General features: G+C 70.6%; 14 protein-coding genes and 1 pseudogene. 11 read left to right on the top strand and 4 right to left on the bottom strand.

Features of this window, described 5'->3' with window-relative positions; translation table 11 throughout:
* Nucleotides 1-77 precede the first annotated feature (77 nt).
* The 3 genes from HEP85_RS03655 (at nucleotide 78) to HEP85_RS03645 (ending at nucleotide 4,315) form a co-directional block, all read left to right on the top strand.
* On the top strand, nucleotides 78-1,151 hold the full coding sequence (locus HEP85_RS03655) for a tetratricopeptide repeat protein (protein WP_168533285.1): 1,074 nt from the start codon (nucleotides 78-80) through the stop codon (nucleotides 1,149-1,151).
* Nucleotides 1,148-2,200 carry a polyprenyl synthetase family protein gene (locus HEP85_RS03650; protein ID WP_365219458.1) on the top strand — a complete coding sequence of 351 codons (1,053 nt, stop codon included), beginning with the start codon at nucleotides 1,148-1,150 and terminating at the stop codon, nucleotides 2,198-2,200. The genes HEP85_RS03655 and HEP85_RS03650 overlap by 4 nt, the downstream gene beginning before the upstream one ends.
* 333 nt (nucleotides 2,201-2,533) lie before the next feature.
* Nucleotides 2,534-4,315 carry a M4 family metallopeptidase gene (locus HEP85_RS03645; protein ID WP_211117815.1) on the top strand — a complete coding sequence of 594 codons (1,782 nt, stop codon included), beginning with the start codon at nucleotides 2,534-2,536 and terminating at the stop codon, nucleotides 4,313-4,315.
* 54 nt (nucleotides 4,316-4,369) lie between these two features.
* Here the strand turns inward: HEP85_RS03645 and HEP85_RS03640 are convergent, their stop codons facing one another.
* Nucleotides 4,370-5,047, bottom strand: a complete 678-nt coding sequence (locus HEP85_RS03640) for an AIM24 family protein (protein WP_168526145.1) — start codon at nucleotides 5,045-5,047, stop codon at nucleotides 4,370-4,372.
* 114 nt (nucleotides 5,048-5,161) lie between these two features.
* Nucleotides 5,162-5,725: an NAD(P)H-dependent oxidoreductase gene (locus tag HEP85_RS03635; RefSeq protein WP_168526143.1), complete on the bottom strand. Its 564-nt coding sequence runs from the start codon at nucleotides 5,723-5,725 to the stop codon at nucleotides 5,162-5,164.
* Between the two features lie 128 nt (nucleotides 5,726-5,853).
* Here HEP85_RS03635 and HEP85_RS03630 point away from each other — a divergent pair, with 128 nt between their 5' ends.
* Both HEP85_RS03630 and HEP85_RS03625 read left to right on the top strand, forming a co-directional pair.
* Complete coding sequence (locus HEP85_RS03630) at nucleotides 5,854-6,519, top strand: TetR/AcrR family transcriptional regulator (protein WP_168526141.1); 666 nt, start codon at nucleotides 5,854-5,856, stop codon at nucleotides 6,517-6,519.
* A gap of 92 nt (nucleotides 6,520-6,611) precedes the next feature.
* Nucleotides 6,612-7,731: pseudogene (locus HEP85_RS03625) on the top strand (sulfite oxidase).
* Between the two features lie 49 nt (nucleotides 7,732-7,780).
* Here HEP85_RS03625 and HEP85_RS03620 read toward each other — a convergent pair.
* Nucleotides 7,781-8,944, bottom strand: a complete 1,164-nt coding sequence (locus HEP85_RS03620) for a glycoside hydrolase family 64 protein (protein ID WP_248002441.1) — start codon at nucleotides 8,942-8,944, stop codon at nucleotides 7,781-7,783.
* 311 nt (nucleotides 8,945-9,255) lie between these two features.
* Here HEP85_RS03620 and HEP85_RS03615 point away from each other — a divergent pair, with 311 nt between their 5' ends.
* Nucleotides 9,256-9,894: a hypothetical protein gene (locus tag HEP85_RS03615; RefSeq protein ID WP_168526135.1), complete on the top strand. Its 639-nt coding sequence runs from the start codon at nucleotides 9,256-9,258 to the stop codon at nucleotides 9,892-9,894.
* A gap of 138 nt (nucleotides 9,895-10,032) precedes the next feature.
* Here HEP85_RS03615 and HEP85_RS03610 read toward each other — a convergent pair whose 3' ends face one another.
* Entirely contained in the window at nucleotides 10,033-12,141 is a 2,109-nt protein-coding gene (locus tag HEP85_RS03610) for an alpha-galactosidase (protein WP_369657574.1), read from the bottom strand.
* 182 nt (nucleotides 12,142-12,323) lie between these two features.
* On the opposite strand from HEP85_RS03610, the gene HEP85_RS03605 reads away from it, so the two are divergent.
* The 5 genes from HEP85_RS03605 (at nucleotide 12,324) to HEP85_RS03585 (ending at nucleotide 18,766) form a co-directional block, all read left to right on the top strand.
* On the top strand, nucleotides 12,324-13,502 hold the full coding sequence (locus HEP85_RS03605; RefSeq protein ID WP_168526133.1) for an ROK family transcriptional regulator: 1,179 nt from the start codon (nucleotides 12,324-12,326) through the stop codon (nucleotides 13,500-13,502).
* A gap of 169 nt (nucleotides 13,503-13,671) precedes the next feature.
* Nucleotides 13,672-14,985 (top strand): ABC transporter substrate-binding protein, encoded by a 1,314-nt coding sequence (locus HEP85_RS03600; RefSeq protein ID WP_168526131.1) that lies wholly within the window; start codon nucleotides 13,672-13,674, stop codon nucleotides 14,983-14,985.
* Between the two features lie 26 nt (nucleotides 14,986-15,011).
* Nucleotides 15,012-15,986, top strand: coding sequence for a carbohydrate ABC transporter permease (locus HEP85_RS03595; protein ID WP_168526129.1), 975 nt, complete (start codon nucleotides 15,012-15,014; stop codon nucleotides 15,984-15,986).
* Nucleotides 15,983-16,903 (top strand): carbohydrate ABC transporter permease, encoded by a 921-nt coding sequence (locus HEP85_RS03590; RefSeq protein ID WP_248001822.1) that lies wholly within the window; start codon nucleotides 15,983-15,985, stop codon nucleotides 16,901-16,903. Before HEP85_RS03595 ends, HEP85_RS03590 begins: the two co-directional genes overlap by 4 nt.
* 39 nt (nucleotides 16,904-16,942) lie before the next feature.
* Nucleotides 16,943-18,766 carry a carbohydrate-binding protein gene (locus HEP85_RS03585; RefSeq protein WP_168526127.1) on the top strand — a complete coding sequence of 608 codons (1,824 nt, stop codon included), beginning with the start codon at nucleotides 16,943-16,945 and terminating at the stop codon, nucleotides 18,764-18,766.
* Nucleotides 18,767-18,821: the final 55 nt, after the last annotated feature.

Here is an 18,821-nt window from a genome sequence, read left to right as displayed (position 1 = left end):
GCCGTCGCCCCCCACACTCCGTCCCACCGGGCGGCCGGACAGGCGCCGGCCCGCCGGTGGCAGACCGAAAGGCATCCATGTACGGCAAGGCCTTCGCCCCCGAGTACCAGGGCGCTCTGACCACCCTGTCCGTGAACTCCTCGCTGACCGATGTGCTGGCCGCGGGTACCGAGCAGTTGCGTGCGGCGGAGCGCGCGGGCGCCCGCGCCGAAGCGGCCCGCTCGGGTCTGGCGGTCGCCGAGGCGCATCGCCGCCTCGGGCAGGTCGCGGACGCCGACCGGGCGTGGAAGGCGAGTTACCGCACCGCCCGCACGGCCGGGGACACCGGCGCCATGGCGTGGGCGCTGTGGAGCGGCGGCACCCTGGCCCGGCAGCGCGGTGCCTTCCCGCTCGCGTGGCGGCTGCTGCGGCTGGCCGCCGAACTCGGCGGCCGGGCGGGGGATGTGGTCGTGCGTGGCTACTCCCTGGCGGGGCTGGCCGAGACGGGGCGCATCCAGGGTGACTACGCCGCCGTGACCGCCCTGCACGAACAGCTCCTGGCCGAGGCCCGGGTGCGCGGCGAGGCCCGCCACACCGTGTGGGCGCTGGAGGGTATCGCGCAGATACACCGCAACACCGGCGCCTACGACACCGCGTACGCGTTGTTCGAGGAGGCGGCCGGGATCGCCGCCGGCGCCGAGGACAGGCGCGGCCATGCCTGGGCCCTGCGCGGTCTCGCGGACATCGTCTCCGTGCGCGACCGGGACCCGGACCGCGCGCTGGAACTGCTGGGCGAGGCGGAGGTCTCCTGCCGCGCGATGAACCTGTCCGGCGCTCTCGCCTACAACCACAAGATGCGCGGCAACGTGCTCTACCGGGCGGGGCGTTATGAGGAGGCCCGGGACGTCTACACCCAGGCCCTGGCGGAGTTCGAGGAGATGAGCGAGCCGCGCGGCCGGGCCCTCTCCCGGCTCGGACTGGCCAAGTCGCTGGCCCGCCTCGGCCGCGACCGCGTCGAGACGGAGGCGGAACTCACCGACCTCGCACGGGTGTTGGAGCGCATCGGACTGCGGCACGCCCGGGAGATGGTCGAGCGGGCACGGACGGAACTCGGCTGTACGCCCGGCCCGGCGGCGGGCGAGGCGGGCACGGACGAGGCGGCCGCCCGATGATGCCCTCCACGGCCCTGCACGCGCCGCCCGCCGCCCCGGAGATCCTCGACCGCTGCCGGCAACTGGTCGCCCCGGCCCTCGCGGAGGCGATCGGCGGACTGCATCCCTGGGTGGGCGAGATGGCCGGCTACGCGCTGGGCCGCTGCGAGGTCGGCGGCGCCCCCGTGGCCCACCGTCAGGGCAAGGGTGTACGGCAGGCGCTCGCCGTACTCGGGGCGGAGGCGGTCAGGGGCTCCGCCGAGGAGGGCGTGCCGGGGGCGGTCGCCGTGGAACTGGTGCACACCTTCTCGCTGTTGCACGACGACATCATGGACGGCGACGCGCTGCGCCGCGGGCGCCCCGCGGTGTGGAAGGCGTACGGCACCGGTCCCGCCGTCCTCGCGGGTGACGCGCTGTTCGCGCTGGCCGTGGACACCCTCACGGCGGCGCCCTCGACCTCGCGTTCCGGGGCGGCTGTGCGGCAGTTGACCACCGCACTGCGCGACCTGGTCCGGGGGCAGGCGGACGACCTGCTGTTCGCCCGGCGTCCGTGGACGGGGCCCGACGCGGTGGGGGTGCGGGAGTACGAGGTGATGGCCGAGCACAAGACCGGCGCCCTGCTCGGGTGCGCGCTGGCGGTCGGGGCCCGACTAGCCGGAGCGCGGGGGGAGACGGCCGCCGCGCTCGACCGCGCCGGGCGCCATCTCGGGGTGGCCTTCCAGATCGCCGACGACCTGCTGGGCATCTGGGGCGACCCGGTCGTCACCGGCAAACCGGTCCACGGCGATCTGCGGCAGGGCAAGAAGACCCTGCCGGTCCTAGCCGCCCTCGCGGCTCCGGGGCATCGCGCGCTCGCCGAACTCCTCGCCTCCCCAGGGGTCCTCGACGACACCGCCGTGCGCCGGGCCGCGGCCCTCGTCGAACAGGCCGGCGGCCGTTCGGCGGCGCTGCGCGAGGCGCGTCGGCACCTCGCCGCGGCGGACACCCTCCTGGCGGGCGCTTCGCTGGCTCCGCGCCCCGCCGGGGACCTGCGCACCGTGCTCTCCTCGCTCGCCCACCGCACGATCTGACACCTCGCCGTCTCCGGCTCCGCCCGCAGCGGGTGGAGCCGGAGGCGCTGCGACGTCGGTCACATGTGCCGGTCGGCGCCCCTCGCGAGGCAACCGTTCCCGGCTCTCACTCATCTGTTCGGGAGACGCACAGCAGGTCACACCTTGGTCACCGAAAAGCGAACATTCGTAAAGAGATCGCCTCGAAGTTCGTAAAAGGGATCTTCTTCCTTTACATGGACATGGTGAATCGGTGAGGCTTTCGCCTCGGGGCCCGACAGTCCCCACGGCGTTCAACTCCGCCGTGTGTCAAGGCGGTTGGCGATGCCCGCCGCCTCTGTTCGAAGGAACTCAGTGCGTAGACCCCACATACGCCGGATGGCGATCGCCGTCGTGGTGACGACGGCCGCCACGCTCCCGGTGGGCCCCGCCTTCGCCGCGGCCCCCGACTCGCCCGCCCGCCAGGCGACTTCGGCCACTTCTCCGGTCGACGTGGCCAAGGCCGCCGCCTTCGCCCACGCGTCGGCCACCGGGGTCGGCCCCGGCGACACCCTGCGGGCGACGGACGTCATGACGGACCCGGACGGCAAGCGGCACGTCCGTTTCGTCCGCAGTCATCAGGGACTTCCGGTGCTCGGCGGCGACCTCGTGATCCATCTCGGCGGGCAGTCGGCCTATCTCGGCGTGACCCGGGCCGCCGGCCACAGCGTCAAGCCGTCCACCACCGAGGCGAAGCTGACGACCGATCAGGCCGAGCGGAAGGCCGCCGCGGCCGCCGAGGGCGACGCGGGCACCGCTCAACTCGTCGTGGACGCCCGGGACGGCGCGGCCGCCCTCGCCTATCAGGTGCGGGTGACGGACAGCGCGACCACGTCGGCCGGCGGTTCCCGCACGGTCGTCGTGGACGCGCGGACCGGGCGGATCCGCAGCAACAACCCCGACAGCGACGAGTTCATCTCGCCGTCCCTGCGGGACAAGCTGCGCGAGCGGGGCGAGACGGCGAACCCCGCGACGGGCACGGCCGCGCGACCGGCCAGTCTCTTCGCGGCGACGGCGGCAGCGGTCCACTACCCGGTCACAGCCACCGGCAGCGGCGCGTCCCTCTTCGTCGGAAAGGTGACGCTGACCACCACCCGTACCGCGCGCACCAGTTACCTCCTCAAGGACCCGACTCGGTGGAACACCGAGACCCGGGACGCCGGGGGCCGGGAGCTGGAATCCTTCACGCGCGGCAAGAAGTTCACCAGCACCAACGACAAGTGGGGCACGGGCACGACCGCCAACCGGGCCACCGTCGCGGTCGACGCGCAGTACGGCGTGACCAAGACACTGGACTTCTACAAGAAGACCTTCGGCCGCAAGGGCATCAAGAACAACGGCACCGGTGCTCGCGCGATGGTCCACTTCGGCAAGAAGGTCGGCAACGCCTTCTGGGACTCGACGTGCGGCTGCATGCTGTACGGCGACGGTGACGGCGACATGTTCAAGAAGCCGCTCGTCGTCCTCGACGTCACCGGGCACGAACTGACCCACGGCGTCGTCGACGCCACCGCCGCCCTCGAGCCCACCCGGGTGGACCGGGACGGCAACCAGTACGGCGAACCGGGCGCCCTCAACGAGTCGCTCGCCGACATCTTCGGTTCGAACGTCGAGTTCACCGCGAACAACCCGAAGAACCCGCCGAACTACCTCATGGGCGAGAAACTGGGTCTCGCCCAGAAGTTCCTGCGCCGTCTCGACCACCCCTCCCTGGACAAGCTGGAGGGCACGATCGACTACTGGTCACCGGCGGCCTACGACACCGAGGTCCACGCGGGCTCCGGTGTCTCCTCGCACGCCTACTACCTGCTCGCCGAGGGCAGCGGCCGCAAGACGATCGGCACCGTGAAGTACGAGTCGCCGACGTACGACGGTTCGCCGGTGACCGGAATCGGCCGGGCCAAGGCCACCGCGATCTTCTATCGCGCGCTGACCCGTTACATGGTCTCCACGACCGACTTCCACGACGCGCGGACCGCCACGCTCAAGGCCGCCGCCGACATGTACGGCGCGACCGGTGCCGAGTACCGGGCCGTGGACAGGGCGTGGGCCGCCGTCAACGTGACGACCGCCAACACCCCCGCCGTCGGGCGCTGACGGAGCACGCGAAGGGGCCCCGCCGTGCGGCGGGGCCCCTTCACCGTCCTGGTGTCAGTGCTGCTGCGTCTTCTGCGGTGTCACCTCGCTGGGGCGCACCACCACCACGCCCTCGCCCTCCAGCTTCAGCTGTACGGCCTCGCCGGAGCCGCCGCGGATCATCGAGCCGATGGACTGCGACCGGTGCAGGGAGGTGTGCAGATGGGCGGTCCAGCCGACGACCGCGTCCGTGTCGACGAACACCGGCTGCTGCGGGGACACGGGAATCACCAACGGGTTCCCGTCGCAGATCAGTCCCAGTCGGCCGTGCCCGGTGAACACGCTGTTGAACAGACCGCCGCCGGTGATGCCCGCACCCTTCACGGTCTTTATCTCGTACGACAGCGTGGAGTCGAAGCACAGGACGTTGCGGCCGTTGACGGTGAAGACGTCGCCCGGCTCGACGTCGACGATGAAGCAATTCTGCGCCTCGTGGGCGAACCAGGCCTCGCCCTGCCCCCGCACGGTCATCAGCGGAAGTCCCTCGCCGGTGACCGCCCGCTTGAGCATGCCACCCACGCCCTGGCCCTTGCGCTCGAACTGCAGGTTGCCCCGGTAGGCGATCATCGCCCCCTGGCGCGCGAGCATGTCGCCGTTGACGGCGTACTTGATCGACTTGGCGTTCTGGACGGTCATGCCCGGCGTGACGGCGGGCTGCACCATGTGCTCACTGGAGAAAAGATCACCCTTCATGCGGGCATCTTGGCCCGGAGGGTTCCGTTCCGCCAAGATCGTGGACCGGGCCGCCGGCCGCGGACGCGCGAAGGACCGGCCCGGCGCTGCCGGACCGGTCCTTCGCGCGGATCGTCAGGCGGCGTCGACGGTGCCGACCGCGGCGGTGACGTGGTTGATGACCTCGGCCAGCTGGCCGGCGACCTCGGTGTCGTCGACCGGGTGCGTCTCGGCGAAGCGGATCACGGAGCCGGGAACCGAGAGCTTGACGTCCTCCAGGACGGTGGCGCCGGCGATGCCCAGGGCCTTGCGGGCCTCGTCCTGCGCCCACACGCCGCCGAACTGGCCGTAGGCGGTGCCGACCACGGCGACCGGCTTACCGGTGAAGGCGCTGGCACCGTAGGGGCGGGACAGCCAGTCGATGGCGTTCTTCAGGACGGCCGTGATCGTGCCGTTGTACTCCGGCGAGAAGAGCAGGAAGGCGTCGGCGCGGCCCGCGGCCTCGCGCAGTGCCACGGCGGCGGCCGGGACACCGCCTTCGACGTCGAGGTCCTCGTTGTAGAAGGGGACCTCGGCGAGGCCCTCGAACAGCTCGATCTCCGTGCCCTCGGGGGCCAGCTTGACGGCCGCCTCCGCGAGCTGACGGTTGTGGGAGCCGGCGCGCAGGCTGCCGACGAGCGCGAGGATACGTACGGACATGGGGAACTCCCGGGGACGAAATAATGCCGTAATAAACCGGACCGAGGTCCGTTTGTTGGTCTGTTCAAGGTTGTATCACTCAAGCGGACCAGGGTCCAGTTGTCCCCGGTTGCCGTTACGCTGTGTTCATGTCCACCCCGCTGCCGCCCTTCCCGAAGGGACCGGAACCGGCCACCCAGCCCGTGCTGCTGGAGCTGACCTCCGGGCCCGAGGGCCCGCAGCTGCGCGCCGACGCGGCGCGCAACCGCGCCCGGCTGCTGGAGGCGGCGACCCGCCTCGTGGAGGAGCGCGGCGTCGCCAACGTGACGATGGAGGCCGTCGCCGCCGCCGCGTCCGTGGGCAAGGGGACCGTCTTCCGGCGCTTCGGCGACCGCACCGGCCTCCTGATGGCGCTGCTCGACCACACGGAGCGGCAGTTCCAGGCCGCCTTCTTCCAGGGCCCCCCGCCGCTGGGCCCGGGAGCCTCACCGGCGGACCGGCTGCACGCCTTCGGCTGCGGGGCGCTGCGCCAGACCTGCGACCGGCTGGATCTGTACATCGCCGCCGAACCGGACGCCTCCCGCCGCTTCAACTCCGCCCCGTACCGCGTCCGCTTCACCCACGTCGCCATGCTGCTGCGCGAGGCCGTCCCCGCCGCGGACGGCGAACTGCTCGCGCAGACGCTCATGGGCTATCTCGAACCCGCGCTGATCCTCCATCTGACCCGGCAGCGCGGGATGACGGTGGAGCGGCTGGAGTCGGGCTGGCACGACCTGGTGGAGCGGAGCACCTGCCCGGTGCCGTTCCGGGCCTGAGGACTGTCCCGTAATACGTCACTTCGCGTCCACCGGAGGGAGGAGGCGGTCATGACCTGGCCCCACCCGCCGTCCGGGCGGAGAATACGGGCATGGGACATCACCTTGACGAGGTGAGCGGACCCGCGAGGGTGGCCGGCCCCGGCGAGGACATCAGCCGGCAGGAGCTGGCTCTCGCCGCCCGGAACCACGGGCTGCCCCTGGAGGCCCTGCGCTACGACGTCACCCCGCCCGGCCTGCACTACGTGCAGACGCACTACGACATCCCGTACGCCGAAGGCTCCCCCTGGACGCTCTCGATCGGCGGGCGGGTACGGAGGCCGCGGGTGCTCGGGACGGCCGAGCTGACCTCGTATCCCGCCGTCACCCGACGGGTGACCATGGAGTGCGCGGGCAACGGGCGGGCCCTGCTGACCCCCCGGCCGGTGAGCCAGCCGTGGCTGGTCGAGGCGGTGTCCACGGCCGAGTGGACGGGCGTGCCGCTGCGGGTGCTGCTCACCGAGGCCGGGGTGGGAGCCGGCGCCGTGGACGTGGTGTTCACCGGCGCCGACCACGGGGTCGAGCGCGGGGTGGAGCAGGACTACCAGCGGGCGCTGCCCGTGGCCGCGGCCCTGGGGGAGGACCCCGAGGCGCTGGTGGCGTACGCGATGAACGGCGGCCCGCTGCCGCCGCAGCACGGGTTCCCGCTGCGGCTGGTCGTCCCCGGCTGGTACGGGATGGCCCAGGTGAAGTGGCTGCGCGGGATCACGGTGATCGACATACCGTTCGAGGGCTTCCAGCAGGTGGCGGCCTATCGGCTGCGCCAGGACGCCGGTGAGGTGGGGGAGCCGGTCACCCGGATCGCCCCGCGGGCCCTGCTGGTGCCGCCCGGCTTTCCCGACTTCATGTCCCGGGCCCGGGTGGTCCGGGAGGGAGCCGTGCCCCTGGAGGGGCGAGCCTGGTCGGGGTGGGCGCCGGTGGCTTGGCGTGGAGGTGAGCACGGACGGGGGCCGGGAGTGGCGGGAGGCGGAGCTGGAACCCGTCGGCGGCCACAGCTGGGCCTGGCGGCGCTGGCGGTTCGCCTGGACGGCCGCGCCCGGGCAGCACACGCTGAGCGTGCGGGCCACCGACGCCGAGGGCAACACCCAGCCGTTGCGACAGCCCTGGAACCGCGGCGGGTTCGCCAACAACCTCGTCCAGAACGTTCCCGTCCTGTGCGTGGAGCAGGACTGAACTCCCGGACGGCCGGGGGCTGGTGTGCCACCGGCCGACCGGAGCACGGTCAGTTGAACGGATCCAGTGTGAGGTAGGCCTGTTGGGGGTTGCCGTCGTGGACGAGCGACTCGTAGTTGCCGACGTCGTCGAAGGCGAACGCGTAGGCCTTGCCGTCGGCCATCTGCGCATGGATCTTGCGGGCGTACTGGTTGGTCACCGTGTCCTGGTAGAAGCCGGCCGAACCGGTGTCCGGCTGGTTGGGATTGGTCAGCAGCGTGGAACGGTTGAAGCCCGCGCACAGGGTGCGTGAGATCGGTCCGCGCACCAGGTCGTTGGGGGCGTCGAGCCGCTTGTAGCAGCCGAAGATGCTGTCGGAGTCGGGCTTCTGGAAGCTGGTGACGACCGCTCCGGCACTGTTGGTGAAGTTCATGACGCCGCCGGAGACGCGCCCGAAGTACTTCGTGTTCGGCTGGTCGCCGAACGGGGTCACCGTCAGCGTCGACGAACTGTACTTCTGCCACACACGGTTGACGTAGTCGTCCATGACGGTCGCCGGGAGCGCGCCCGACTCGATGCCGTGGCCCGGGGCGAGAGCCCGCAGGACCGTGCCGTCGGACCGGGTCTGGATCAGGTTCGCCCAGCCGCCCGGCTGCCCCCGGAGGGCGTTGAAGAACCCGGTGTAGCCGCCGGCCTTGAGGTGACCGGTGTTCTTCGTGCTCCCGTCGGCGAGCTGGACCCCCACGGCGTAGGGGGACGAGAACATGTCGACCTGGGTGCTGTTGATCCACAGCCCTGAGTCGTTGAGCGTGTACTCGGACCAGTTGAAGAGGATGTTGCGGTTGGGGTCGCTCGGGTTCTGCACGGCCGGCTGGACCAGGCCGCCGGTCGTCAGCCGGAAGTCGAGCTTCTGGCCGTAGGAGAAGTAGATCCGGCCGGAGAACTTGGGGATGCGGATCGTCTTCGTCTGGCCGTTCGCCGGTCCGGGGATCGACGCGTCCGGAGCCGGTGTCGGCGGATTGCCTCCGGCGGGCCAGGCGTGGAACGTGCCGTTCGCGTCGGCCCAGCCCTGCTGTCCCGTCGACAGCAGGGTGCCGAGGTCGTAGAGGTAGACCGGGTCGCCGCGGCCGGAGTTGTTGGTGACCTTGAGCGGGATCGTCTCCGGGACGGCTGCTTCGGCCCCGGACGGCGCTCCGAAGGTCAGCAGCGCCGCGGTGAGGGTGGCCGCGGCCACCGCCAAGGCTCGCCATGTGCGTTTTCTCTGCACTCTCTTCCTCCTTGACGTGGGGGTTCCAACGAGGTGGATCACTGCGGACGGAAGCCGTCCGGATTCTCTGAGAGCGCTCTCAGAATTGCGGCGGGTGGAGTACATGTCAACGATTCACGCAGAACTGGTCTGGTCCAACCGCGGGCGGCCAGGACCCGGACCTCCGCTGGGCGGAGCACCCCAACGGGTCAGCACCGATCGCGGACGCGGAGGCGGGCACGGAGCATGGAACAGGCCCGTGGACCGGGTTCCGGACCGGCAGGAAGAGGACGAGCTTCATGAGCAGACGCACCTACGGTGACCCCCGACGGGGCAGCCGAACCCGTACGGGCGCGGCCTTCCTGGCCACTTTGACCTGCGGCGCCGCGCTCGTCTCGTGCGGCACGGGCAGCGGCAACGACAACGGCACGGCCTCGGCGAGCGCCCGCCCCTCGGCGCCGGTCACGGGGTCGTTCTCCGGCAGCGCGCCGTCCGCCATGGCGTCGGCCGCCTCGTCGGCCGTGGCCTCCGCCCAGTCCTCGGCGTCGGCGGCGGCCTCGTCCCTGTCCGCCGCGGCGTCGGAGTTCGCGGCGTCCGTCTCGGCCGACACCGCCCGTGCGAGCGCGGCGGCGGAGGCCGAGCTGAAGAAGGTTCACGGCGGCGGGAACGCGAGGTCCGAGGTCGCGATGACCGGTCTGCCCAGGGGACAGACCGGCGGGCTGCTCGCGGTGCTCGTGAGCATCACCAACAAGACGGACAAGAAGGCGTCGTACGCCGTGCAGGTCGACTTCGAGGACGCGAAGGGCAAGGTCGTCGAGACCCGGTTCGTGGGTGCGGAGAACCTCGAACCGGGCAAGCGAGCCCAGCCCGTCGCCATCAGCAGGCAGCCCACCACACCCCAGCTGACCCCGCGTCTGACGAAGGCCCAGCGCTACTGACCGGGTAGCCGACCCGCAGCCCGCAGCCCGCAGCCCGCAGCCCGCAGCCGGTTCCGCGGTTCCGGCCCCGCGGGTGATCCCCGCCCGGGTCCGTTTCCGACCCGGGCGGGGACCGGCTCAGAGCTGCCCGCTCCCGGCTCAGGCCTCCCGGACCAGGTGCACCGTCGTGCTCGACCAGTCGCCCGGCGGCAGATCGAGGACGATCCCGTACTCCCCGAGCACGGTCGAGTGGTGCACGGCGCCGGTGTGCGTGTCGCGGTAGCGGGCCGACGGGGTCAGGCCGCGCAGCCGGACCGGCGGATGCGGGCTGCCGTGCCGGGCCACCCGCCGGTACGCCAGCAGCAGCGTCTCCGAGGCGTCCCCGGCGGTGTACTGCAGCACGGCGTCGGAGTCCGCGGGCGGCGCGAGCCGGTCCAGCCGGCCGTGCTGCACCAGGTGGCGCACCGCCTTGTAGTCGGCCACCAGGGCGGCACCGTCCCGCAGTTCGTCCTCGGACCAGCGGGTGAGGTCACCTCCGATGCCCAGCGCTCCGGCCATCGCGACATGGAAACGGAATCGCAGCGGGACCGTACGTCCGGTGAGCTGGTTGGGCACGTCCGTCACCCACGCGCCCATGGTGCGCGCGGGGTAGACCTGGCCGTAGCCGTGCTGGATCCACATCCGGTCGGCGGCGTCGGTGTTGTCCGAGGCCCACGCCTGGTCCGTACGGGCGAGAATGCCCAGGTCGACCCGCCCGCCCCCGCCGCTGCACGACTCGATCCGCAGCGCCGGATGATCCGCGCGCAGACGGTCGAGAACACCGTAGAGATTGCGCACGTACTGCGGTCCGAGGCGGTCCGTGCCGTCCTGCTGCCCGGGCCAGCCCGCCTCGCTGAACGCGCGGTTCATGTCCCACTTGAGGAAGTCGATGCCGTGGTCGCCGACCAGCCGCGTCAGCCACTCGTAGGCCCAGTCGGCGACCTCGCGGCGGGCGAAGTTGAGGACCAGTTGGTTGCGCAGCTCGGAGCGGGGCCGGCCGGGGAAGTGCAGGACCCAGTCGGGGTGTTGGCGGTACAGGTCGCTGTCCGGATTCACCATCTCGGGCTCCACCCAGAGGCCGAAGCGCATCCCGAGACCGTGCACCGCGCGGACCAGGGGGGCGAGCCCGTCCGGGAACCGGTCGGCCGACGGCGTCCAGTCGCCCAGTCCCGCGTGGTCGCTGCGGCGCGCCCCGAACCACCCGTCGTCGACGACGTACAGCTCCACCCCGAGCGCGGCGGCCCGTTCCGCCAGTCCCTTCTGCCCGACCTCGTCGACGTCGAAGCCGGTCGCCTCCCAGGAGTTGTAGAGCACCGGCGCGTCCTCCCGCGCGTGTGGCAGCACATGGGACAGGACGTACGCGTGCCAGGCGCGGCTGGCCGCGCCGAAGCCGCCGTCGGTGCACAGGCCCGCGAACGGGGGAGCGGTGAACTCCTCGCCCGGCGCCAGCGGCACGGTCGTACCGTCGTGGCCGATCCCGCCGGTGAACCCGGCCCGCCCGTCGGGGGTGCGCTGCACGGTGACGCGCCAACTCCCGCTCCACGCGAGGGCGGCGCTCCACACCCGGCCGTGGTCCTCCGTCGCCTCGCCCGAGTCGAGCATCACCCAAGGATTCGCGTGATGGCTGGTGATCCCGCGGCGGCTGGTCAACACCGTTTCGCCGTGGGCCAGTCGGTCCCGGTGGAGCCGGCTCTCCGCGGACCACTGGCCCGTGACATGGCCGAGCCGGTAGTCCCGCAGCAGCGGCAGGGTCCACGCGGCTGAGTCGGCGCGCAGCAGGGTGACCGGCTCGTCGCCCAGGTTGCGCACGACCGTCCAGCGCTCGATGACGTCCGTGTTGTCGCGCACCTGGTAGTGGAGCTCCACCCGCAGGGGGTAGCGGCGGTCACGGAACGACAGGGTCAGCTCGCCCTCGCGCACGTCGTGGCCGGCCGGCTGCCACTCGAAGGCGCGGGACCCGTCCTCGAACCTGACCTGCAGGGACGGCGGTCCGTAACGGGTCCCGCCGTCGACGGGGAGTTCCTCCCCGACCCCGGGCCTGCCCTCGAAGCTGCTGGCCGCGACGGCCGGGGGGACGGCGGCGATCCGCTCGGCCTCTTCGAGGGTCAGCCGCGGGCCCCACGCGACGTGGCACGGCGCCCCGGTCTCGTCGACCCGCAGCGCGTACGAGGTGCGCGGGGTGGACAGCAGCCAGAGCCCGGTGTCCGGGGCGAAGGAGATCGGCGACATGGGTCCTCACGTTCAGACGGTGCCACGTACGAGACGAGCGAAAGCCAACCCCGACCATGGATCACGTGTCAATGCCCCATCCAGGTTTTGCATTCGCAGGTCACAGGCATCTCCTCAAGCATCCTCAGACGAATCCTGTTTCTTTCATTGACAGCAGAAAATAATGACCCTAGGTTCCGGCCATGCGCTCGACCTCTCCCCCCGAGGCGTTCCCGGCCCATACGCCGGCCGCTTCCCAGATCTTCACCACCGTGCTGTCCCACGGTCCGCTCACGCGGTCGGAGATAGCGGGGCGGACCCGGCTGTCGGCCGCGGCGGTCACCAAGGCGGTCCGTCCCCTCATCGAGGCGGGCTACCTCCTGGAGGACGTCGCCGAGGACGGGCGGCAGCCCGCTCTCGGGCGGCCCGCCAACCCGGTGCGGGTCGACGGAGGCAGGGCCCTGTTCATCGGGATCAAGATGACGGGCGACGAACTCATCGCCGTTCTCACGGACCTGTGCTGCCGCATCAGGGTCGCCCGGCACGTGTCGCTCACGTCCCGGGCGCCCAGGTCGGTGCTGGCCTCGACCGCGGCGCTCGTCCAGGAGTTGCTGACGGAGGCGGACGGCTTCGGGGTCCGGGTCCAGGGCATCGGCATCGCCGTCTCCGGCGACGTGGACCGCTCGGCCGGAGTGGTGCGCTACTCGCCGTTCCTGGAATGGCGCGACGTGCCGCTCGCCGAACTGGCCGGGATGACCACCGGACTTCCGGTCACCGTGGACAACGACGTACGGGCCCTGACCGTGGCCGAGCAGTGGTTCGGCGCCGGAGTGGGGCTGTCCGACTTCGCCCTGGTGACGGTCGGCGCGGGCATCGGCTGCGGTCTGGTCGTGCACGGCCAGGTGGTCGCGGGAGCCCACGGCGTGGCCGGTGAGATCGGGCATGTCGCCATCGACCCGGCCGGTCCGCTCTGCCACTGCGGCAACCGCGGCTGCGTCGAGGCGATCGCCTCGGACTCGGCGATCGTCGCCCAGGTCCGGGAGGTGACGGGTGTACGGGTGGCCGACGCCGCAGCGGCGCTGGACCTGGCCCACGACGGCGACCCCGGAGCGCGCGAGGTGTACGCCCGCGCGGGCGAGGCGATCGGCCGGGGCATCGCCACCGTGGCCAACCTCCTCGGCCCCGAGCGGGTGATCATCTCCGGCGAAGGGCTCGCCGCCTACGACCTGTTCGCCGAACAGATCCGCGACGCGTTCGGCGCGGCCGCCTTCGGGTCGGCCGCGATGTGCGACGTACAGACCCGCCCGCTGCCCTTCGAGGAGTGGGCGCGCGGGGCCGCGGCCACCGCGATCCAGTCCTTCATCACATCGGAAGCGCACTGAGGACGGAGCGCGCACCGAGGACCACCCGCGCACGTGCCGTCCCCGCATCAGCCACGCACCCGCATCGACCACGGACTCGCATCGACCACCGACTCGTACCAGGTCCCGACCGTACGACAGCAGACACGCACCGAAGATCACCACGTACTGACACGCATGAGGAGCGACGATGACGCAGCAGAGCCGCAATCCCCTGGCTGCGCGTGACCCCGGCCGGCGCAGAGTCGTCGGCGGGCTGTTCGGACTCGGCGCCGCCGCACTGGCCGCGCCCGTACTGACCGCGTGCGGCGGGGGAGCGGGGGCCGACCCGAAGACGGTCACCTTCGGCTCCAACGGCGCCGACGCCACCCCCAAATCCGCCTACGCCGGCCTGACCAAGGCGTTCGGCAAGGACAGCGGTCTCACGGTGAAGACGAACACCGTCGACCACGACACCTTCCAGAAGAGCATCTCCACCTATCTGCAGGGCACCCCGGACGACGTCTTCACCTGGTTCGCCGGATACCGCATGCAGTACTTCGCCAAGAAGAAGCTCTGCACGCCGCTCGACGACGTGTGGGACAAGATAGGCGCCGGCTTCAGCGACGCCACCAAGCAGCTCTCCCGCGGCGAGGACGGAAAGTTCTACTTCGTTCCGCTGTACAACTACCCGTGGGCCGTCTTCTACCGAAAGAGCCTCTTCAAGGAACGCGGCTACCAAGTCCCGCAGAAGTGGAGCGAGTTCGTCGCTCTCGCCAAGCGCATGAAGCGGGACGGCCTGTCCCCGATCGCCTCCGGATACGGCGGCGGCGACAGCTGGAGCATCCTCGGCGCCTTCGACTACCTCAACCTGCGCACCAACGGCTACGACTTCCACATGTCGCTGATGCGCGGCAAGGTCTCCTGGACCGACCCGCGCGCCGTCGCCACCCTCGACCACTGGCGCGAACTCACGCCCTACTACCAGCAGGGCGCGGGCGGCCGGTCCTGGCAGGACGCCGCGCAGTCGCTGCTCGACAAGAAGTCGGGCATGGCCGTCATCGGTCTCTTCCTCGGCCAGCAGATCACCGACGAGGCGATCCGGGCCGACATCGACTTCTTCCCCTTCCCCGAGATCGACTCCGCCCACGGCCAGGACGCCGTCGAGGCCCCCACCGACGGCTTCATGCTCAGCCGCAGGCCCAAGAACGCGGACGGGGCCAAGAAGTTCCTGGAGTTCCTCGGGGGTGCCCACGCCGAGGAGCTGTACATGGGGGTCGACCCGAGCAACCTCGCCGTCAACGAGCAGGCGAACACCGGCTCTTACAACGCGCTGCAGAAGAAGTCCGCGGAGCTCATCGCCTCCGCCAAGCACATCAGCCAGTTCGCGGACCGTGACAGCGATCCCGGTTTCATCTCCACCGTCGTGCTCCCCGGACTGACCCAGTGGCTCGGCCACCCCGACGACGGCACGGGAACGCTGAAGAAGATCGAATCGCAGCGCTCGCGATTCTTCACGGCCTGACCAGGACCGGAAAGGTCTCCCGCACCGTGTCCTCCACCCCTGTCACGCCCGCCGCACCCGTCACCCCCGACGTGCCGCACCGTCCCCGTACGCGTCCCCCCACGCGTCCCCGCCGTCTCGGCCCCGGCGACCGGATCTTCCTGACCGTCGCCATCGGCATCCCGCTCGCCGCCCTGCTCTTCTTCGTCTGGCTGCCCGCGCTGGCCTCCCTGGGGCTGTCCTTCACCACCTGGGACGGCATCGACCTGGCCGACATCCACTGGATCGGCCTGGACAACTACCAGCAGATCTTCACCAACTACCCGCCGTTCTGGCCCGCGGTGCGGCACAACGTGATCTGGCTGCTGTTCACGGCCCTGCTGCCCACACCGTTCGGCATCTTCCTCGCCTATCAGCTCGACCGGAAGATCCGTTTCACCCGGATCTACCAGACCGCGATCTTCCTGCCGATGGTGCTCTCCCTGGCCGTCGTCGGCTTCATCTGGGAGATCATCTACAACCCCGACACCGGACTCCTCAACGGCCTTCTGAGCGCGGCCGGTTCGAGTCACCACATCGACTGGCTCGGTAACGCCGACCTCAACCTGTGGGCCGTCCTCGTCGCTTCGGGCTGGCGGCACACCGGCTACATCATGATCCTGTACCTGGCCGGCCTGAAGGGCTTCGACCCGGCGCTCAAGGAGGCCGCCGCACTCGACGGCGCCAACGGCCGCCAGACCTTCCTGCGCGTGGTGTTCCCCGCCATGAAACCGGTCAACATCATCATCCTGGTCGTCACGGTCATGGAGTCCCTGCGGGCCTTCGACATCGTCTACGTCCTCGGCGGCGGCGTCGGCAGCAAACCCGGCATGGAGCTGCTCTCGCTGCTCATCACCGACAACATCATCGGCGAGTCCAGCCACATCGGTTACGGCTCCGCCCTCGCGGTCGTCCTGCTCCTGGTCTCCCTCGCCGCCATCGGGACCTTCCTCGTCCAGACCTTCCGCAAGGAGGACCAGTGACCACGACCATGACGCGGCCGGGCGCTGGGACCACGGCCCGGCACGAGCCGCCGAGGACCGGCAAGGGGCCCCGCCGCCAGACCGGCCGCCACGTGATGCTCGCCGGCATCGCCCTGCTCTGGCTCGTCCCGCTGCTCTGGGCCGTGTACACCTCGCTGCGGCCCTACTCGGACACCGCGAAGCACGGCTACCTGTCCTGGCCCCGCAGTTTGAGCCTCGGCAACTTCACGGACGCCTGGCAGCAGTCCGGGATGCCGCACTTCTTCTGGAACTCCGTCCTCATCACCGTCCCCGCGGTCCTGGGCACGCTGCTGTTCTCGGCGGCGGTCGCCTTCTTCGTCTCCCGCTTCGACTTCCGCTGGAACATCGTCCTGCTCATGCTGTTCACCGCGGGCAACCTGCTCCCGGCGCAGGTCCTCATCACCCCCCTGTACCGCCTCTACCTCCTGGTCCCGCTGCCGCAGTGGATGAGCGACTCGCTGCTGCTCTACAACTCGGTGTGGGGCATCATCGCCATCCACATCGCCTACCAGTCGGGTTTCTGCACCTTCGTCCTCAGCAACTACATGAAGACGATCCCCAAGGAGATCTCCGAGGCGGCGCTCGTGGACGGCGCCCCGGTCTGGCGACAGTTCTTCCAGATCGTCCTGCCGCTGTGCCGCCCCGCGTTCGCGGCCCTGGCGACCCTCGAATCGATCTGGATCTACAACGACTTCTTCTGGCCGCTCGCGCTGATCGAGACCGGCGACAAGCGCCCCGTCACCTCCGCCCTGGCCAACCTGCAGGGCCAGTACTTCACCAATCCCAACCTCATCGCGGCCGGCGCCCTGATGACCGCGATCCCCACGCTGCTGGTGTACTTCGCGCTCCAGCGCCAGTTCATCAGCGGACTCACCATCGGCTCGGGCAAGGGCTGAGCCGCCCCACCCTGAACCCACTCCCAGGAGGCACGACCCATGCGGTCATCCTCGTACCCCGTCCTGCCCACCCGCGCTCTGAGAGCCATGGTCGTCCTCGCGCTCACCGCGGGCATCGCGACCACCGCCCCGGCCGCGCACGCCGGTCCGGCAGCAGCCGGCCCGGCCCCCGCCAAGGCAGCCCCCGCCGTGGCCGCCAAGCCCTACATGGGCTGGTCGAGTTGGAGCATGCAGTCGTCGAAGTACCCGGGCCTCAACCCGGACGGCGACTACAGCTACCTCACCGAGGCGAACGTCCTGAAGCAGACGGACGCCCTCGCCGCCAAGCTCAAGAAGTACGGCTACGACCACGTCAACATCGACGCCGGCTGGTGGATGGACAAGAGCTGGAAGACCGGCTTCGACCAGTACGGCCGGCAGACCCCCGACCCCGTCCGTTTTCCGCACGGCATGAAGTCGGTCGCCGACCACATCCACTCCAAGGGCCTCAAGGCCGGCATCTACCTGCCGGTCGGCCTGGAGAAGGGGGCCTACGGCGACGGCAAGGTCCCGGTCTGGAACGCCCCGGGCTGCACGACCGCCGACGTCGTCTACTCGGACCTGCGCACCACCAACGGCTGGGACAACGCCTACAAGCTGGACTTCGACAACCCGTGTGCGCAGAAGTACATCGACTCGCAGGCCCAGCAGTTCGCCGACTGGGGCTACGACTTCCTCAAGCTGGACGGAGTCGGTCCGGGCTCGTTCAAGTCCGGTGACAACTACAACAACGTCGCCGACGTCGCCGCCTGGCAGAAGGCCATCGCCACCGCCGGGCGCCCGATCCACCTCGAACTCTCCTGGTCGCTCGACATCGGCCACGCCGCCGACTGGAAGCAGTACTCCAACGGCTGGCGCATCGACACCGATGTCGAGTGCTACTGCAACACCCTGGTCACCTGGGAGAACTCGGTCAACGACCGGTGGGACGACGCGCCGGCGTGGAGCCGCAAGGCGGCCCCGGGCGGTTGGAACGACCTGGACGCCATCGACGTCGGCAACGGCGAGATGGACGGCCTCACCAAGGCCGAGCGGCAGAGCTACATGACCCTGTGGGCCATCAACAAGTCGCCGCTGTTCACCGGTGACGACATCACCAAGCTGGACAGCTACGGCGTCTCCCTGCTGACCAACAAGGAGGTCATCGCCGTCGACCAGAACGACTCGCCCGTCGCGCGTCCGGTCACCCCGGTCGGCGACCAGCAGGTCTGGGGCACCAAGAACCCCGACGGCAGTTACACCGTCGCCCTGTTCAACCTCGGCGACTCGCCGGCCTCCGTCACCGCGGACTGGGCGTCCTTCGGATTCAGCGGGAACGCCTCCGTGCGCGACTTGTGGAACAAGGCGGACCTCGGGACCCACAAGAACAAGATCACCGAGGCGCTCCCGGCCCACGGCTCGCGGCTGTTCACCGTCAAGCCCGGTGGCGGCGCGCTCACGACCACGAGCTACGAGGCCGAGGCGACCGCCAACACCCTGTCGGGCAACGCCTCCGTCGCCGGATGCGACGCCTGCTCCGGCGGCAAGAAGGTCGGCAACCTGTACACCGGCGGCAAGGTGCGGATCAACGACGTCACGGTGAAGAAGGACGGGATCTACACCGTCCAGGTGGCCTACGTCAGCGGCGACCCCCGCTCGGTGACCGTCCTGTCCAACAGCGGCAACGGCACCAGTCTGAAGTTCCCGTCCACGGGTGACTGGGGCACGGCCGAGACCGTCAGTGTGCAGCTGGCACTGAAGGCGGGCTCCAACACCATCACCTTCGACAGCGGCAGCGGGTACGCACCCGACATCGACAGGATCGTCGTTCCGCAGTCCGTCTGACCTGCTTCCCGCGGGGCCCGGTGACACGCCCCGGGCCCCGCGGGGACCAGCCCGA

It is taken from the genome of Streptomyces sp. RPA4-2 (genome assembly GCF_012273515.2).
Lineage (GTDB): Bacteria > Actinomycetota > Actinomycetes > Streptomycetales > Streptomycetaceae > Streptomyces > Streptomyces kaempferi.
The sequence above is the reverse complement of the archived record's forward strand: the minus strand, read 5'-3'. Positions and strand labels throughout refer to the sequence as shown.

What these genes read in the sequence shown, in the direction of transcription:
- HEP85_RS03655 (WP_168533285.1), top strand. Translation starts at nt 78, where the DNA reads ATGTACGGCAAGGCCTTCGCCCCCGAGTACCAGGGCGCTCTGACCACC.
- HEP85_RS03650 (WP_365219458.1), top strand. Translation starts at nt 1,148, where the DNA reads ATGATGCCCTCCACGGCCCTGCACGCGCCGCCCGCCGCCCCGGAGATC.
- HEP85_RS03640 (WP_168526145.1), bottom strand. Translation starts at nt 5,047, where the DNA reads ATGAAGGGTGATCTTTTCTCCAGTGAGCACATGGTGCAGCCCGCCGTC.
- HEP85_RS03635 (WP_168526143.1), bottom strand. Translation starts at nt 5,725, where the DNA reads ATGTCCGTACGTATCCTCGCGCTCGTCGGCAGCCTGCGCGCCGGCTCC.
- HEP85_RS03630 (WP_168526141.1), top strand. Translation starts at nt 5,854, where the DNA reads ATGTCCACCCCGCTGCCGCCCTTCCCGAAGGGACCGGAACCGGCCACC.
- HEP85_RS03615 (WP_168526135.1), top strand. Translation starts at nt 9,256, where the DNA reads ATGAGCAGACGCACCTACGGTGACCCCCGACGGGGCAGCCGAACCCGT.
- HEP85_RS03610 (WP_369657574.1), bottom strand. Translation starts at nt 12,141, where the DNA reads ATGTCGCCGATCTCCTTCGCCCCGGACACCGGGCTCTGGCTGCTGTCC.
- HEP85_RS03605 (WP_168526133.1), top strand. Translation starts at nt 12,324, where the DNA reads ATGCGCTCGACCTCTCCCCCCGAGGCGTTCCCGGCCCATACGCCGGCC.
- HEP85_RS03600 (WP_168526131.1), top strand. Translation starts at nt 13,672, where the DNA reads ATGACGCAGCAGAGCCGCAATCCCCTGGCTGCGCGTGACCCCGGCCGG.
- HEP85_RS03585 (WP_168526127.1), top strand. Translation starts at nt 16,943, where the DNA reads ATGCGGTCATCCTCGTACCCCGTCCTGCCCACCCGCGCTCTGAGAGCC.